Source organism: Oryzobacter faecalis, assembly GCF_046764005.1.
Taxonomy (GTDB): domain Bacteria; phylum Actinomycetota; class Actinomycetes; order Actinomycetales; family Dermatophilaceae; genus Oryzobacter; species Oryzobacter faecalis.
The window spans coordinates 482,880-499,244 of record NZ_JBKOFW010000001.1; the positions used below are offsets into that span (position 1 = coordinate 482,880).

Sequence of the window (16,365 nt, forward strand, 5' to 3'; positions counted from 1 at the left end):
GCGATTGATCAAGCGGCTTGAGCTTCTCGGGTGACCGGGCCGTCTGGGGCGCGTATCACCGCGTGCGGCCGCCGCCTCCTCTGCGACATGAGGACCACCATCCGCCGGCGGACCGCCCGCCGCAGCCACCACCCGGCCGTCACCTGTGACGCGTTCGGCCGCTGGCACTGGGAGTGCCAGTGCGGCGCCGGGGCGCGCGCTGGCTCCTCGGCGACGGACTGGCACTGGATGGTGACCGCGGCCCTCGTCCACCAGGGCGCCTGTCCCGGCGAGTGAGGCCGGAGCGCCCCGACCCGGGAGCCCGGGCGGCGCTCAGCCGCGGCGGCGGACCGCGAGGTCGGTGCGCAGCCCCGACTCGGCCTCACCCCGACCGACGAGGACCCGGCGGGCGACCCACGTGGCCCACGACCCGTCGCCGCGGCGCGCGACGACCGGGACCCGCTGCACCCGCACGCCCTCGCGGGGGACCTCCGCGGACTCGACGGCGCGGTGCGCCGGGCCGGTGAGGAGGGTGCCCGCGGGCTCGACGTCGACGCGCTCGTCACCGTCGTACCGGGCCACGACGCCCCGGACGAGCGAGACGGCGCGGTCGTCGTCACCGTCGACCGACCCCAGCCGCGGCAGGTAGGGGACCCACGTCTCGGGGACCTCGGTCATGAGGACGTAGTCGAGGACGGCCTCGCCGTCGACGGCGGCCGGGGCGGGGCGCGCGGCGGGTGGTGAGCTGCGCGGGACGACCGGGTCGCCACCCGGACCCGGAACGACGTGCTCGACCGCCCACACGAGGTTGGCCGACTCGTCGCGGACGAACCCGACGTCCTCCAGCGGGGCGCCGACGAGCCGACCGGCCGACGCCGGGGGGACGACGAGCCCGTCGAGCGGGGCCGACGAGGACGCACCCGGCGTCACCGTGAACATCCGCCACCGCGGCGTCGCCGCGGCCGAGGTGTCGACGGTCCACACCGTGCCGAAGGTGTCGGTGTACTCGACCGACTCCACGCTCACGACGCTTCCGGCCGGGACGTCGACCGGGACCACGACCCAGTCCCCGCCGTGGACGACGGCGCACTCGACGACGAGCAGCCGGGCCAGCTCGTGCGGGTCGGCCCACACCGAGCCGAGGTCCACGCGCGCGTCCTCCAGCTCCCAGAACCGGCTCGTCGGCATCCCGGGGAAGCCGAGCGGGGTCGCGAGGAGGGTGCGGTCGAGGGCGCGGGCGGGGGCATCGGATGGCGGGGGCGTGTCCGCGCCGGACCGGGTCTCGACGTCGAACGTGGCCCAGGACACCTCACCCGCCGGGTGCGCCGGGGCGCGCAGGACCCGTGTCGCCGTCGCCACGGCGAACTCGTGCTCCAGGCGGGGCGCCAGCCACGAGCTCGTCGCCTCCGGGTCGGGGAGGACCTCGGCCCGGACCCACGAGATCCACTGTGCGAGAGCCTTGTCGGCGCGGTCGCGCGAGGCCGTCCCCCGCCGTAGCGCGGCCCGCCACCAGCCGGGGACCGGACCGGGACCGTCGAGCGCCTCGAGGACGGCGAGCGGGTCGATGCCGCGGCCGGCGAGGCTCGCCGCGACCGGTGACCAGGTGTCCGGGACCGTCGCCGTGCGCGGCGCCGCCGCACCGGCGCCCCCACCACCGCCCCCACCGGCACCCCCACCCGAGGCGGGGACCGCGGCCGGGAACCGGCGGCGGAGGACGTCGGCGGCGCGGGCCTCCCCGAGGTCCTCCAGGGTGTCGAGGAGGGCCCAGCCCGCCAGCGCGAGGTCACGGGACCGGGCCGGCGCCCCCGCCTCGGCGTCGACGAGCTCGTCGAGGGCGGTGCCCGCCGGGAGCGCGCGCCAGCTGCCCGCGTCGACCGACGGACCCGGTCGCCACGCCACGAGCGGCTCGGCACTCGCCCGCACCCGGACCGTCAGGGGCGTCCCGGTGTCCTCGCCGACGAGCTCGCCGAGCTGCCACTGCCGCCCGACGAGCCACAGCGGGTCCCACACCTGGGCCCGCAGGCCCGTGGCGGGGTCGCCGCTCACCGACTGCGGCTCGAGGCGCGTCGACATCGGCGGGCCCAGGGTCGCCTGGAGGGGGAACGGGTCCGTCCGGAAGAAGTCCGCCACCGCTGCTCCTCAGTCCTCGAACCGCACGAAACGCGGGGTGGTGGACGCGTCGGCGACCGTGGAGAGCAGTCGCGGGTCCAGCACCCGTTCGCCCTGGAGCGACCAGTGCTCGACCGTCAGCGCCGGCAGCACCGACCCGGCCAGCGGGAGCCGTTCCAGCGACACCATCCGGCGACGCGCCTGGTCGCGGGTCTCGACGACGAGGTCGAGCACGGTTCGGAGGCTCCACGGCTCGCGGTCCGGGGGCACGCCGAGCAGCAGGGTCTGCGGCGCCCGCGCGTCGGGGCCGTTGGCGTGCACGGCGAGCCCCGTCGCGACGACCTCCTCGGGCGGCGGGTCCGGCGCCCCGTCCTCCACGACCGTGCTCGTGTCGTCACGGACCGACCGGCGCCGCGGCATCGTCTCGTGCCAGCCGTCGAGGACGAGCCCGCTGAGGTCGTCGCCGGGGTGTACCCCGGGAGCGGCCTCGACGACGAGCGAGGTGTGCGCGGACTGGGGCGCCGCCCCGTCGGGCAGCGTCTCGCCGAGCCACGCGGCGGCGCCGAGGGTCACGGCCCGCAACCGCGCGGGGCGCTCGGCCGCGGACCGCAGCATCGCGGCCCCGGTCCAGTCGCGCACCGCCGTCCGCACTCGCGCGTGGCGGGCCAGCCAGGGGCGGATGGCGTGGCGCTGGCTTCCACCACCGGCGTCCCAGGCGTCCCAGGCGACCGAGAGCGGCTCGGGCGGCCCGGCGGCGGCCAGCGGCAGCGGCACGGGCAGCTCGGAGCCGGTGAGCTCGCTCGCGATCGCCGCGACCTCGGACACCGTTGCGGCAGAGACGAGTCGGGCGTCGAGGTCGGCGGCCCGCGCCTTCGCCTGCTCCAGCACGGCCGAGAGCTGGGCCCGCAGCAGCGTGGGGTCGTCGGTCGCGGTCCCGTCCCCGAGACCGAAGGCGGCGAGGGCGTCGAGCGCGGGGGCGAGCCGACGGTTCTCGGTGGGGACGGCAGCGGCTGCCAGGCCACTGAGCCGGTCGACCAGCGTGCGCAGCGACGCGACCCACGGGTCGCCCGCCGGCGGCAGCGCGGGCTCGTCGCGCAGGACGTCCTCGCGCGGCTCGTGGACGAGGTCGACCGGTCCGAGGGGACGCGCGGAGACGAGGAGTGACCGCAGTGTCGCGGCGAGCAGCCACGTCTCCCCGAGCGTGCTCCGCCGGGGGGCGAGGTCGCGCGGGCGGTCGAGCAGCGGGGCGGCGGCCAGGCCGCGGGTCGTCCTGCGGGCCCGTGCCCAGAACGCCTCGAGGCCGAGGCGGTCGCCGCCGGCGGCCTCGACGACGTCGAGTGCAGCGACGTGGAGCGACTCGAGCGTGCGGCCGTCTGCCGTCACGACGACCCTCGACGCCGGTCCGAGGACGATGCGGCACCACGCCTCCAGGCGCGGGTTCGCCTGTGCGCGTGGCGTGACGGCCCAGCCGGCGGTCGCGGTGACGGTGCCGGCCGCAGGGAGGAGGACGGTGAGCCGGTGGGTCAGGCCGGACCGGTCGACGGGCGGTGCGGACACCTCGGGGTCGGGGGGCAGCCCGTCGCCGGAGAGCGCGTCCATGGCGGCGGCCGCACGGGCGGGGTTGCCCGCGACGAGCTGGTGGACGCCCTCGGCGAGCAGGAGGTCGCCGACCGCGTCGAGCAGCGACCCCAGGCGCCGCAGGGCCGCGGTGAGGTGCTCGCTCTCGCCCGGCGTCGGCGCGGTCCACGGTGCGGCGTAGGTCGCGAGCGCGGCCGGTGCCGTGGCGAGCGCCGTGAGGACCGGCGCGGCGTCGACCGAGCCGTCGGGACGCGTCGCGACCTCGAGCAGCCGCACCCCGTCGACGACCTGTGAGGCCGCGACGACCTCGACCCCGAGCTCGACGAGCCCCTCGGCGACGCGGTCGACCTCCTTCGCGGCCACCGTCGGGGCGAGCGCGCGCAGCCCGGCGACGAACCGGTTGAGGACGGGGTCGGCGTCCTCCAGCCACCGCTCGAACCGGTAGCCGAGGAGGGCGCCGAGCTCCTGGCCGGCACGCATCCCGCCGAGAACCTCGCGCGCCTCACGGACCCGCGTGCTCGACAGGTCCATCTCGAGGGCCCGGTCGGCCTCGTCACCCGGTGCGTGCGCGAGCCGGGCCCCGCGCAGCACGGCCGCCGTGGCCGCGTGGGCGAGGCTGGGCGCGTGGACGACGCCGCCCGGTCCCGCCGGCTGGCGCACCGGTTCCGCCGGGTCGGCCGGCCGGGTGCGCCGGACCAGCCGGACGTCCTCGACCCAGCCGTAGGCCCCGACGGTCAGCCCGGTGGAGCGCTGTGCCCGTAGCCGCGCGAGCCGGGACGTCGCGAGCGAGGTGACCCACGCGTCGTGCCGGTGCGACGCGCAGTCGAGGGTCTCGGCGAGCAGCCCGCGCCGCTCGTCGGGGTCGCCGACCTCGGCGAGCACCCGCACGGCCGCGCGGACCTCGCCCGCGACGACGACGGCCCGCAGCAGGCCGCGCAGCTCGTCGAGGGGGCCGCGCACGTCAGGGGGCCGCAGCTCGGGGGGCAGGGCCTGGAACCGCCACGCCCAGGGCGACCTGCTCCACGTACCCGTGGCGTCGCCGATGAGCTCGAGGGCCTTGCGGGCGGCCGGCGCGTCCGGCTCGCCTCCGAGCACCCGCTCGATGACCTCGGCCGCATAGGCCGTGGCCTCGTCGCCGACCCACCGGCCGAGGTCGCCGTCGCGCAGCTCGGCGAGGAGGACGGACCCGCGCTCGCGTCCGAGCCGCGCGTCGAGGTCGGCCCGCGTCGTCGACACCGCCAGCCCGAGCAGCACCTGGAGGACGCTCGCGTCACCGGGGACACCGCCGTCGGCCAGCGCGGCGAGGGCCACGGGGTCGTCGTCGGCGACGAGGGGGAGGCCGAGGGTGCGGTCGACCCCGAGCAGGTCCGGGTCGGCGAAGGTGCCGCGGGGGAGCCCGGCGAGCGACTCGAGCACGGCCGTGAGGTCGGCGCGCGCCTGGGCCTGCTCGTAGGACTGCGCCGCGACGACCGACGCGAACGGACCGCCCGTGCCGAGCAGCCGGCGCAGCCGCAGGCCCCACGACACCGGCGACTGCCCGAGGACGGCCGGCAGGGCGCGCACCCCGCCGCGCCCCACGGTGGGCACCGACCGGGACCCGATGTCCCACAGCCGGGCCGACGAGCGCAGCAGCGCGCCCAGCCGGTCGAGGACGCGGTCGTCGTCGCGGAACCGGGACAACGGCGTGACGGGGAGGACGCCGTACGGCTGCCGCGCGACGCGCAGCAGGGGGAGGGGCCCGCGGCCCCGGACCGCGGCTGCGTGGTGTCGGCGCACGTCCTCGGCGGCGTCCGGTCCGACCGCCCCGGGAGCGAGGCCGCGGTCGAGGAAGTGCCCCCAGGTCACCGGCCAGAGCGCGGTCGCCATCGCCCCGGCCCAGCGCTCGCCGCGGTGGCCGGCCCCGGGGCGGCCGGCGAGGACGGCGTCGGCGGTGCCGAGGGCCCGGGCGAGGACGCGGGCCGCGGCGTCGTGCTCGACCACCTCGGGGGCCGGGACCTCGCCGGTGGCGGAGGGCCGCGCCCAGGCCGACCGTCCCTCCTCCGTCGAGTTCGTCGCGTCACCGGGCCGGAGGAAGCCCGCGTCCTCGTGTGCCGCGAGGGCGAGGGCGACGGCCTCCGACTCCTCCTCCGGGACGCGGCCCACCCGTGCGCCGAGGACGGCGAGCATCTCGACCTCCGTGGTCCCGGCGGGCAGCTCGACCGTCACGGCCATCCCGACCTCGATCGCCCGCTCGTACGACCACAGCCACTCGGTCGCCGGGTCGTCGTGGCGGGTCAGCCCGCGCATCGAGGTGGCGAGGGCGGCGAACCGGTCCTCGGTGGTGCCGCCGGCGGTCCCGAGGCCGAGGTGGTCGAGCCGGACGGGCGCGCCCTCGACGGCGGGCAGCCAGGTGCCCCCGACCCGGGCCACGACGACGAAGGCGTCGGGCAGGAGCAGCGGCCGCCCCGACGTCGGGTCGATGCCGAGGTCGTCCGGCATGACCCGCACGCGCAGGCGCACCGGGGTGTCCTCGGGGGCGTCCTCCGGCACCGCCTCGGTCTGCGTCTCGATCCGGACGGGGAGGAAGAGCACGGGCACCTCGGTGTCGAGGGCGCTCCAGTCGATCACGGCCACGACGGCTCCTGGTCCGAGGAGGGTCGCAGCATCCGGCCGAGGCGGTACCCGGCCCGCGCGGGCTGCTGGAAGAGCTGCCACGCGACGTCGGCCGCGGTGCGCGGCGGGGCCTCACCGGTGACGGTGGGCGCCCCCGCGGCGGAGAGGTGGCTGCCCGTCATCGGCCAGTGCCCCCAGTGCAGGTCGTCGCGCTTGCCGGTCCACGCGGGCAGGGCCCCCTCGGCGACGTCGAGGCCGAACCGCGGCTCACCGACGTGCTCGGACACGGTGAACCACCACGCGCCGTCGGGCGGGACGGGTGCCAGCCGCCCGTCGGCGCCGGGCGCGTCGTCGGCGAGCGCCGTGTCCGCGGAGAGGTCGACGCCGGTGAGGAGGAGGTCGGCCCCGATCCGCATCTGGAACAGGGTGCGCGCCGGCTCGGCCGCGTACGCGATCGGCGCGGTGTCGCCCTTCTGCCGCACCGCGTGCCCGAGGAGGTGCGGGTACCGCCGGACCAGCTCGCCGCGCAGGAGGATGACGAGGGTGCCGGTGGCCGTGCGGTCCAGGTGGGTGCCGAGGGCGCCGGTGCGGAGCCGGTGCACGGGCTGGGTCAGCTCGTCGCGGGCGGTCCAGAAGGAGCGGAAGCTCGTGCCGCGCCCGTCGGTGGGGTAGCCGCGCCACACGAGCTCGCGGGCGAACTCGTGGTTGAGCCCGAGGAGGAACGCCTCGACGAACACCGGGTTGGTCTCGAGCGCGGTCATCATCTCGTGCGGGCTGATCGCCGCGACCCCCGGCAGCAGCCACTCGGGGTCGAGGCGGTGCAGCGCCTCGTACATCGGGTGCGTGAAGCGCGGCGCCGCCATCACCGGGTCGAAGCGGTCGTTGTCGAGCCAGCCGGGGAAGTGCAGCTCGAGGCCGGGCACGCGCTCGCGCAGCCGGCGGCCGAGGGTGCGGCGCGGCAGGAGCAGCTCGGGGAGGCGCAGCACCCCCACGGTGAGGCGCTCGCGCGCGGCCTCCCTCAGGTCGTCGGTGCCGATGTAGGCCTCCTCGGCGACCCGCTCCTGGGCCTCGGCGAGGGCGTCGGCCTGGGCCGCGAACGCCTCGACGAGCGCGGCGGCCAGGCCGGAGGACGCTGGGTCGGGCTCGCGGGGCACCTCGATCTGCGCGTTGCGGAGCAGGTCGGAGAGCGGGCCGACGACGTTGTCCCGGACGACGTCGCCCGGGACGAGGAGGCGGCCGGGCGCCTCGTGCACCTCGTGGCCGTCGAGCCGGTGGCGCTCGACCACCCGCCGGGAGAGGAGCCACTCGCCATGGGTCTGGAGCAGCGCCATCAGGCTCACGAGGACGTGGCCCACCCGCAGGAGGTCCTCGTGCCCCGCCTCGGCGTCGGCCTCGGGGGTCTCGATCTCGACCGGGGTGGGGAGGGCGTCGAGGAGCTGCTCGAGGAGCCGCCCACGCCCCAGCCGCGCGACGAGCGAGGGGTCCACCGGCTGCGGCTCGCCCGCGGCCAGGGCGTCGAGGGCGGACCGCTCACCGAGCAGCGACCCGACCCGCACGGGGTCGATCCCGTTCTCGCGCAACAGGTCCGACGCGTCCTCGCCGATGCCGCGGGCGCCGTCGGGAGCGCGGTACCGGTGCACCCAGTCGTGCCCGACGTCGCCGTCGGCGAGGAGGGCTCCGGACCCGCGGACGTCCTCGTCATCCGTGAACCGGCGCAGCGGGCCGGCGGGACGGGCGAGGCGGCGCAGCGTCGTGGAGGTGGCCGCGGTCGGGGTGGCGCTCGCCCCGACGGCGCCGCGGGTGGTGGTCCCGGGCGTCGGCACGGTGCGGGCGTGGCTGCGCGCGGTCACCGCGAGGAGGGCGCCCGGGTCGAGGCGGGCGAGGTGGCGGGCGTGCAGCCGGTCGCCGGCGAACCGGGCGAGCTGGGCCGCGCGCAGGGCGGCGTTGGCCTCGAGGACCGAGGGCAGCTGGGCCCAGGCGGAGGCCATGAGGTCCTCCTGGTCCATCCGCGCCACCGCCGCGCCGAGGCTCGCGGCGACCCGGTGCGCGGGGTCGAGGTTCAGCTGGCGCAGCCACGCGGGCTCGGCGCCGTCGGCGGGCACGGTGCCGGTCGCGAGGTGGGTGCCCGCGTAGAGGGGCGGCGCGACCTCCGGGTCGGTCTCGTCGGGGTCGAAGCGCACGCGGTCGGGGTGCTCGACCCGCTCGACGAGGGCGGTGGTGGAGGTGGCGTCCCACGTCCCGGCCGTGCCGGGCGGGGGGACGGCTGCGGCGGTGTCGGGCTCACCCGCGGGGACGGGGCGGACGAGGGCGCCGTGGACCGGCCGCGGCCCGTCCTCGGCCGTCACCGTGATCCCCAGCCCGGGGTTCGTCGTGTCGACGAGGCGCCGCCCGGTGCCCGGCGGTGGCGCGACCGGGCGGATCCGGCGGGCGAGGGCCTCGAAGTCGGCGTCGTCGCCGGTGCTGAACGTCCAGTGGTCGTAGACGGGGAGGGGCACGGCGTCGGGGGTCGAGCCCCAGGCCCACCGCAGGTCGGTGACCCTCGGTTCCCGGTCGTCGCCGAGCCCGGCCCGGCGTCCCACCTCGAACGTCGGCACGACGAGGGCCACCCACCGCCGGTTCGGCTCGAGGTGGCGGGGGCAGAGGAGGCGCGCGACGTTGAGGGCCGGGTTCTCGGGGCCGAGGCGGCCGGCGGCGGTGGCGACCGGGCCGATGACCTGCGCGTGGGCCCACGCCCAGGCCTCCTCGGGCGGGGGCAGCTCGGCCGCCGGCACCTCGGCCCACGACGGCAGGCCGGGACGCGACGGTGGCCGCACCACCCCGCCGGTGTCAGCGACGACGACGAGCCGCAGCCACGGGGCGAGGTGCCCGGCGCCGTCGGGGGCGCACGGGGTGAACATCCACGGCAGGTCCGGCTGGTCGAGCTCGCAGTGGACGAGGTCGCTCGGCTCGGCGTCGCGCGTGCCGGGCGTCGGGTACCGCCGCACGACCTGTCGCGGGTCGAGGCCGAGGACGTCACCCGGTCCGCGCAGGCCCACCTGCCCGACCGCGGCGTCGGTCCCGCCGGTCCCGTCGGCGAGTGGCACGCGCACCTCGATGACGGCGCGGGCGGGAGCGGCGGTCGAGAACGGCGTGCGGTACCCGGCCGCGGCGCCGGCCCGGTGGTGGGGGAGAAGGGTGTAGGTGCCGAGCGGGGTCGAGGCGAGCGGGACGGGCGGCGCGGCGGTGAGGACGTCGGCCACGTGGTGCTCGAAGACGCTCACCCGGTGACCCCTGTCCTCGTGAGGTGCAGCGTCGACAGGCCGGCGGCGCGGGCCGTCGCGGCGGCGTCGGTCCACGCCGCGAAGCCGCCGTCGAGGCCCGAGTGCTCGGGGGAGTCCGCGACCAGCGTCGCCGCGGTGTCGAGGTCGGCGACCCGCACGGCGGACGGCGACCGGACGGCGAGGGGCCGCGGGTCCACGGCGTAGCGGTCGCGGGCCCGTAGGCCGGAGGTCGCGGTCGCGGTGTTCGACAGCGCGACGACGAGCGAGTCGTCGCGCAGCACCCACCACGGCCGCCGCGGCGGGCGGGCGAACGACTCGAAGGGGTGGAAGTCCTCGTACATCAGCACCGCCTCGCGCCCGGCGGGGGTCGTGCTCACGCCGCCGACATCCAGGGCGAGGCCCGACGCCCGGTCCTCGAAGTCGGGGGCGCCGAGCGCCTCGTCGTCGGAGAGGTCGACGTACTGGGAGGTGGCGAACGCCTCGCGCACCTGCGACCACCGGGCGCCCTCCTCGCCGCCGACCGTCGGGTCGGCCGACACGACGACCGTGCACGGGCCGGGGGAGGCGCGGCGCGCCCCGATCCGGTCGACCCGCATGAAGAGCGGCACGGCCCGCTGGGTCGCCTGGAGCAGCGCCCACGGCTCGGCCGGGTCGGGGCCGGGCGGGTCCCCGGGTCGGCGCGCAGCGACCGGCGCGAGGACGACCGGCGGCAGCACGCCCGGGCGGGGCCGGGGCACCCAGGCCCCGGGCGCGGACAGGGCGCGCGCGGCGACGTCAAGCGGCGAGACGGGCGGCTCGGAGGGCGCGGACGCCCTCTCGCCGAACTCGATCGGCCCGACCGAGATGCTCGGGTCGGGCAGCGGCCAGGGGAGCCGGACCTTCCCGGTGCCCTGTACCCGCCACGGCGCGGGCCCGCGGAGGTTGAGCCGGAGGTCGACGCCGGCCACCGACTGCCCGAGCGCCTCGACGTCGACCCGCAGGCCGAGGTCGACCTCGAGGCCGAAGGGGTCGAACTCGACGAGGGCGTCGAGCGTGAGGCTGCCCCGCACCGCCGCGACGGCGATCGAGTACCCGATCTCGACCGAGCCGCCGAGCTGGAGGGTGTTGGGCGTCAGCGCCACGTAGCCCGAGATCCGCATCTGGAACCCGATGGGCGGGGCGAGCTCGGCGGAGATGCGGTCGAGCCCGGCGAGCTCGGGCGGGACCCGCGTGTAGCGCGGGTGGAACCCACCGGCGGAGACGACGAACGTGGGGCTGCCCCCGAACCGGGCAAGCAGCCCGAACCCGCCCTGCACGGTGGCGAACCCGACGCGCGACGCCTCGAGCTGGACCCGCACGAGGATGATGCCGCCCCCGAACTGCGCGAGCAGGCTCGCCCTGAGGTCGATGACGGCCGCCTCCGGGGACGGGAAGGCGGCGCGGGCCCGCCCGAGGATGACGACGACGGGGTCCGGCAGCGCCAGCACGACGGCGACGTCGAGGCGGGCGAGCGTGGGCCGGCCCCAGCCGAGGGCGACCATGGGCCCGATGACGAACCCGTCCTCCCGCGTCGGGAAGACCGTGGCGAGGGTGCCGAGCACCTGGGGGGCGGCCGCGACGGGGTCGGGCGGGAAGAGGATGCGGGAGACCGCGCCGTCCTTGAGCCCGGCGGCGAGGGCGGTCGTGTCGACGGTGACGCCCTGCCCCAGCAGGCCCCCGACGCCGTTGAGGGTGAACCCGAGGCCGAGCTCGACGGCGGGGTCGAGCTCGACGGACATGACGGCGACGAACGAGGTCGCGCCGTCCCTCTCGCGCAGGATCCCGAACGCCTTGACGTCGACCGGGCCGAGCCGCAGCTGGAGGACGCCGCCGTAGCCGGGCTGCCCCCCGACCGAGCGCGTGAGGTAGCCGCCGCCCTTGGCGACGCCGGTGTCGAGCGAGAGGCCGATGCCCCGGACGGCCCCGCCCGCCGCCGGCTGGGCCACGGCGCCGCCACCGCCGACGAGGGCCCGCGGGTCGACGCGCAGGACGGCCTCGAGGCCGTCGACGACGGCGGCGAGGGGCCCGAGCTCGCCGGTGAGCCGCGCGGACAGGACGACGGCGATGCGGTCGCCGTCGGGCCGGACGCCGAGCCGGAGGTCCTCCAGCGCGGCGATGCCCGCGTCGGCGCGACCGGGGATGCTCACCGGGCCGGCGGACCCGCCGACGGTCAGCCCGCGCCGGCTCGCGGTGAGGGAGACGTCGGCGGTGACCTTCGAGGCCGCGCCGAGGATGCCGCTGAGGACGGCGTCGGCCGCCCCGCCGAGCCCGGCGGCGAGGTCGAGCCCGAGGTCCCCGAGGCCGACGGTGGCGCTGAGGCCGCCCGGTGCGATCGTGACCTGGAGGTCGGCCCGTCGCAGCGTCGTGCCCGGGACGAGCGAGGACGGGGAGCCGGTCGACCAGCCGACCGTGAACGACTCACCGGTCCACCGCACGCGGGGCGAGCCGAGGCCGAGCCGGGACACGATGCCGCCCGGGGCGGTCGCGCCGAGGAGGGTGACCACGTGGGGGGAGGGGTCGGGGACGCCGAGCAGCCCGGCGGCCGAGCGGACCGCGCCCAGCGCGAACCACAACCGGCCGCCGACGCTCGCCACGTCGGGTGGGTCGAGGGCGGCGGCCGAGGCCGCGGCGTCGACGTGTCCCTGTGCGGCGGCGAGCTGGGCGGCGACGGCGGTCGGGTCCGGGGGAGCGGGCTGCCCGAGGGCGGCGGCGAGCGTGTCGGGGGTGAGGACGCTGCGCAGGCGGGCGACGGCGTACGAGGTCGCCGCGCGCAGCAGCACCCCCGAGGCGTCGACCATGTCAGGAGGCCGTCCGGGGAGTGGTCGGGGTGGGCCGGCTGGGCGCGCTCGTCCGCTGGGCCTGCATCTGTCAGGGAACCCCCTCCGTGAGCCGACCTCGCCGCGCGCCGAGGACCGAGCCGCCGCTGCAGGTGAGTATCGCGACCCTCCGGGGCGCTCGTCCATAGCCCGGTCGGGGCATTGGCCGCGCGAGGCGGCGGGGCGGGCGGGCGTCATCGGGCCTGCTGGGCACCCCCGTATCGGCCGTTCGGTCGATGTCGGCGCGTGTCGCTTGCGTCACGCCCCGAACCAGCGCATGATCTAGATCTAGTGGTTACACCGTTGTAGTTCGTCCACATCTTGTGCACACGAAATGACGGTTCTCCACACGTTGTTCACACCGGTGTCCACGGGTCCGTCCACAGGGGCGGGTCCTCGCAGCCCCTGAGGAGGAGCGCAGATGCACTGCCCGTTCTGCCGCCACACCGACTCGCGGGTCATGGACAGCCGCGCCACCGACGACGGCTCGAGCATCCGTCGCCGCCGCCAGTGCCCCGAGTGCGGGCGCCGGTTCACGACGGTCGAGACCGCCAGCCTGTCGGTCGTCAAGCGCTCGGGCGCCACCGAGCCGTTCAGCCGCGCGAAGGTCCTCGTCGGCGTCCGCAAGGCCTGCCAGGGCCGGCCGGTCACCGAGGACGACCTCGCCCTCCTCGCCCAGAAGGTCGAGGAGTCGATCCGCAGCGCGGGCAGCGCCGAGATCGACGCCCACGAGGTCGGCCTCGCCGTCCTCGAGCCGCTGCGCGAGCTCGACGAGGTCGCGTACCTGCGCTTCGCGAGCGTGTACCAGGCGTTCGACTCCCTCGAGGACTTCGAGGGCGCCATCACCCTCCTGCGCGCCGAACGCGACGCGACGGGCGAGGAGCCGGCGAGGACGCGCCCCGACAGCTCTGTCGGACCCCAGCAGTAGAACAGAACCAGACCAGGTCACCAGGCCCCCCGGGGGGCAGAAGAGAGGGAACAGGAATGACCGAGACCGCCGGAGCACGTGCAGGTGCCCGCAAGGCCCCCAAGGGCAAGGGGGTCATCGTCGAGCGCATCTACACCACGCCCGGCGTCCACCCCTACGACGAGGTGACCTGGGAGAAGCGCGACGTCGTCCAGCAGAACTGGAAGACGGGCGAGACGATCTTCGACCAGCGCGGCGTCGAGTTCCCCGACTTCTGGAGCGTCAACGCCTCCACGATCGTCACGACGAAGTACTTCCGCGGCGCCGTCGGCACCCCGGAGCGCGAGACCGGGCTGAAGCAGCTCATCGACCGCGTCGTCCTCACCTACGTCAAGGCCGGCAAGGACCACGGGTACTTCGCGTCCGACGAGGACGCCGAGATCTTCGAGCACGAGCTGACGTACGCCCTGCTGCACCAGGTCTTCAGCTTCAACTCGCCGGTCTGGTTCAACGTCGGCACGAAGAGCCCGCAGCAGGTCTCGGCCTGCTTCATCCTCTCGGTCGACGACTCGATGGACTCGATCCTCAACTGGTACAAGGAGGAGGGCTTCATCTTCAAGGGCGGCTCGGGCGCGGGCCTGAACCTCTCGCGCATCCGCTCCTCGAAGGAGCTGCTGTCCTCCGGTGGCACGGCCTCCGGCCCGGTGTCGTTCATGCGCGGCGCCGACGCGTCCGCGGGCACCATCAAGTCCGGTGGCGCCACCCGCCGCGCGGCGAAGATGGTCGTCCTCGACGTCGACCACCCCGACATCGAGGAGTTCATCGAGACCAAGGCGCGCGAGGAGGACAAGATCCGCGCGCTGCGCGACGCCGGCTTCGACATGGACCTCGGCGGCAAGGACATCACCTCGGTCCAGTACCAGAACGCCAACAACTCGGTGCGCGTCACCGACGAGTTCATGCGCGCCGTCGAGGAGGGCCGCGAGTTCGGCCTCACCTCGCGCAAGGACGGGTCGGTCATCGAGACCGTCGACGCCCGCGAGCTCATGGGCAAGCTGGCCAAGGCCGCGTGGGAGTGCGCCGACCCGGGCATCCAGTACGACGGCACGATCAACGACTGGCACACCAACCCCGAGACCGGCCGCATCACCGCGTCCAACCCGTGCTCGGAGTACATGTCGCTCGACAACTCCTCGTGCAACCTGGCCTCGCTCAACCTGCTGAAGTTCCTCCGCGACGACGACACCTTCGACGCGGTCACCTTCCAGAAGGTCGCCGAGCTCGTCATCACCGCGATGGACATCTCGATCTGCTTCGCGGACTTCCCGACCGAGTCGATCGGCATCACCACCCGCGACTACCGCCAGCTCGGCATCGGCTACGCCAACCTCGGCGCCCTGCTGATGGCGACCGGTCACGGCTACGACTCCGAGGGTGGCCGCGCGCTCGCCGCGACGATCACCTCGCTGCTCACCGGTGCCGCCTACAAGCGCTCCGCCGAGCTCGCCGGTGTCGTCGGCCCGTACGCCGGCTACGCCCGCAACGCCGACGCCCACAAGCGGGTCATGCGCAAGCACGCCGCCGCCAACGACGCGATCCGCACCATCCACACGATGGACAAGGACATCCACCGCGTCGCCACCAAGGCGTGGGACGCCGTCGTCAAGGTCGGCGAGAAGAACGGCTACCGCAACGCCCAGGCGTCGGTGCTCGCCCCCACCGGGACCATCGGCTTCATGATGGACTGCGACACCACCGGCATCGAGCCCGACTTCTCGCTCGTGAAGTTCAAGAAGCTCGTCGGTGGCGGCTCGATGCAGATCGTCAACCTCACGATCCCGCGGGCCCTGCGCAAGCTCGGCTACACCGAGGAGACCGTCGAGGCGATCGTCGAGTACATCGCCGACAAGGGCCACGTCGTCGACGCCCCGGGCCTGAAGCCCGAGCACTACGAGGTCTTCGACACCGCGATGGGTGCGCGCGCCATCTCCGCGATGGGCCACGTGCGGATGATGGCGGCCGTCCAGCCGTTCCTGTCCGGCGCCATCTCCAAGACGGTCAACCTGCCCGAGACCGCGACGGTCGAGGAGATCGAGGACGTCTACATCCAGGGCTGGAAGCTGGGCCTGAAGGCGCTCGCCGTCTACCGCGACAACTGCAAGGTCGGCCAGCCGCTGTCCGACGGTGGCTCGACCGCGAAGGACGCGGCCGCCGACAAGGCGTCCGCCGCGGTTTCCGCTGCGACCACCGAGATCGTCGAGAAGGTCGTCTACCGGCCGACCCGTGAGCGCCTCCCCAAGCGCCGCGTCTCGCACACGACGTCGTTCGCCGTGGGTGGCGCCGAGGGCTACCTCACCGCCGGCACCTACGACGACGGTCGCCTCGGCGAGGTGTTCCTCAAGTTCGGCAAGCAGGGCTCCACGCTCGCCGGTGTCATGGACGCCTTCTCGATCGTCACCTCGGTCGCGCTCCAGTACGGCGTGCCGCTCGAGACGTTCGTCGAGAAGTTCACGAACATGCGCTTCGAGCCGGCCGGCATGACCGACGACCCCGACGTCCGGATGGCGCAGTCGCTCATGGACTACGTGTTCCGCCGGCTGGCCCTCGACTACCTCGACTTCGACACCCGGTCATTCATGGGCATCCACACGGCCGAGGAGCGGGCCCGCCAGCTCGAGACCGGCTCGTACGCCCCGGTGGTCGACGAGGAGACCGGCGAGGACCTCGAGGAGGAGATCGAGTCCTTCAGCCAGGGCATCGGCGCCTCGTCGAAGAAGTCGGATGAGGCCGCGGCGCCCGTCGCTGCTGCTCCTTCGGCCCCGGCTGCCGAGCCGGGGACGGCGATCGACGCCTCGACGGTCACGTCCGGGGCCGGTGCGGCCTCGGCTCGTGAGGTCGGGTCGGAGATCCACTCGTCCGCGGACCTGCTCGCGATGTTCGGCGACTCCAAGGCCGCCGACGCCCCGATGTGCATGACCTGCGGCACGAAGATGCGCCCCGCTGGCTCCTGCTACGTCTGCGAGGGCTGCGGAAGCACCTCCGGCTGCAGCTGAGCGACCAGCAACGAAGTGGCCCGGGAGCTCGCTCCCGGGCCACTTCACGCGTG

General features: G+C 75.7%; 7 protein-coding genes. 3 read left to right on the top strand and 4 right to left on the bottom strand.

The features are described 5' to 3' along the window. Positions 1–87 precede the first annotated feature (87 nt). A complete protein-coding gene (locus tag ACK8HX_RS02375) occupies positions 88–276 on the top strand; it encodes a hypothetical protein (protein WP_411939035.1) in 189 nt (62 codons plus the stop codon). Positions 277–312: 36 nt separating this feature from the next. Here ACK8HX_RS02375 and ACK8HX_RS02380 read toward each other — a convergent pair whose 3' ends face one another. From ACK8HX_RS02380 to ACK8HX_RS02395, 4 genes are read right to left on the bottom strand one after another with little or no spacing between them, the layout of a single operon-like run. Further along, positions 313–2,109, bottom strand: a complete 1,797-nt coding sequence (locus ACK8HX_RS02380) for a hypothetical protein (protein ID WP_411939036.1) — start codon at positions 2,107–2,109, stop codon at positions 313–315. Between the two features lie 9 nt (positions 2,110–2,118). Further along, positions 2,119–6,279, bottom strand: coding sequence for a hypothetical protein (locus tag ACK8HX_RS02385; protein ID WP_411939037.1), 4,161 nt, complete (start codon positions 6,277–6,279; stop codon positions 2,119–2,121). Next, complete coding sequence (locus tag ACK8HX_RS02390; protein WP_411939038.1) at positions 6,270–9,518, bottom strand: hypothetical protein; 3,249 nt, start codon at positions 9,516–9,518, stop codon at positions 6,270–6,272. Before ACK8HX_RS02390 ends, ACK8HX_RS02385 begins: the two co-directional genes overlap by 10 nt. Continuing rightward, positions 9,515–12,334, bottom strand: coding sequence for a DUF6603 domain-containing protein (locus ACK8HX_RS02395; RefSeq protein ID WP_411939039.1), 2,820 nt, complete (start codon positions 12,332–12,334; stop codon positions 9,515–9,517). Before ACK8HX_RS02395 ends, ACK8HX_RS02390 begins: the two co-directional genes overlap by 4 nt. A gap of 439 nt (positions 12,335–12,773) precedes the next feature. Between ACK8HX_RS02395 and nrdR the strand changes: the two genes are divergently transcribed. Both nrdR and ACK8HX_RS02405 read left to right on the top strand, forming a co-directional pair. Beyond that, positions 12,774–13,280: a transcriptional regulator NrdR gene (gene nrdR, locus ACK8HX_RS02400; RefSeq protein ID WP_411939040.1), complete on the top strand. Its 507-nt coding sequence runs from the start codon at positions 12,774–12,776 to the stop codon at positions 13,278–13,280. A gap of 56 nt (positions 13,281–13,336) precedes the next feature. Next, positions 13,337–16,312 carry a vitamin B12-dependent ribonucleotide reductase gene (locus ACK8HX_RS02405; protein ID WP_411939041.1) on the top strand — a complete coding sequence of 992 codons (2,976 nt, stop codon included), beginning with the start codon at positions 13,337–13,339 and terminating at the stop codon, positions 16,310–16,312. The last annotated feature ends 53 nt before the right edge of the window (positions 16,313–16,365 follow it).

Coding starts and splice junctions, on each gene's coding strand:
- ACK8HX_RS02375 (WP_411939035.1), top strand. CDS start 88: ATGAGGACCACCATCCGCCGGCGGACCGCCCGCCGCAGCCACCACCCG.
- ACK8HX_RS02395 (WP_411939039.1), bottom strand. CDS start 12,334: ATGGTCGACGCCTCGGGGGTGCTGCTGCGCGCGGCGACCTCGTACGCC.
- nrdR (WP_411939040.1), top strand. CDS start 12,774: ATGCACTGCCCGTTCTGCCGCCACACCGACTCGCGGGTCATGGACAGC.
- ACK8HX_RS02405 (WP_411939041.1), top strand. CDS start 13,337: ATGACCGAGACCGCCGGAGCACGTGCAGGTGCCCGCAAGGCCCCCAAG.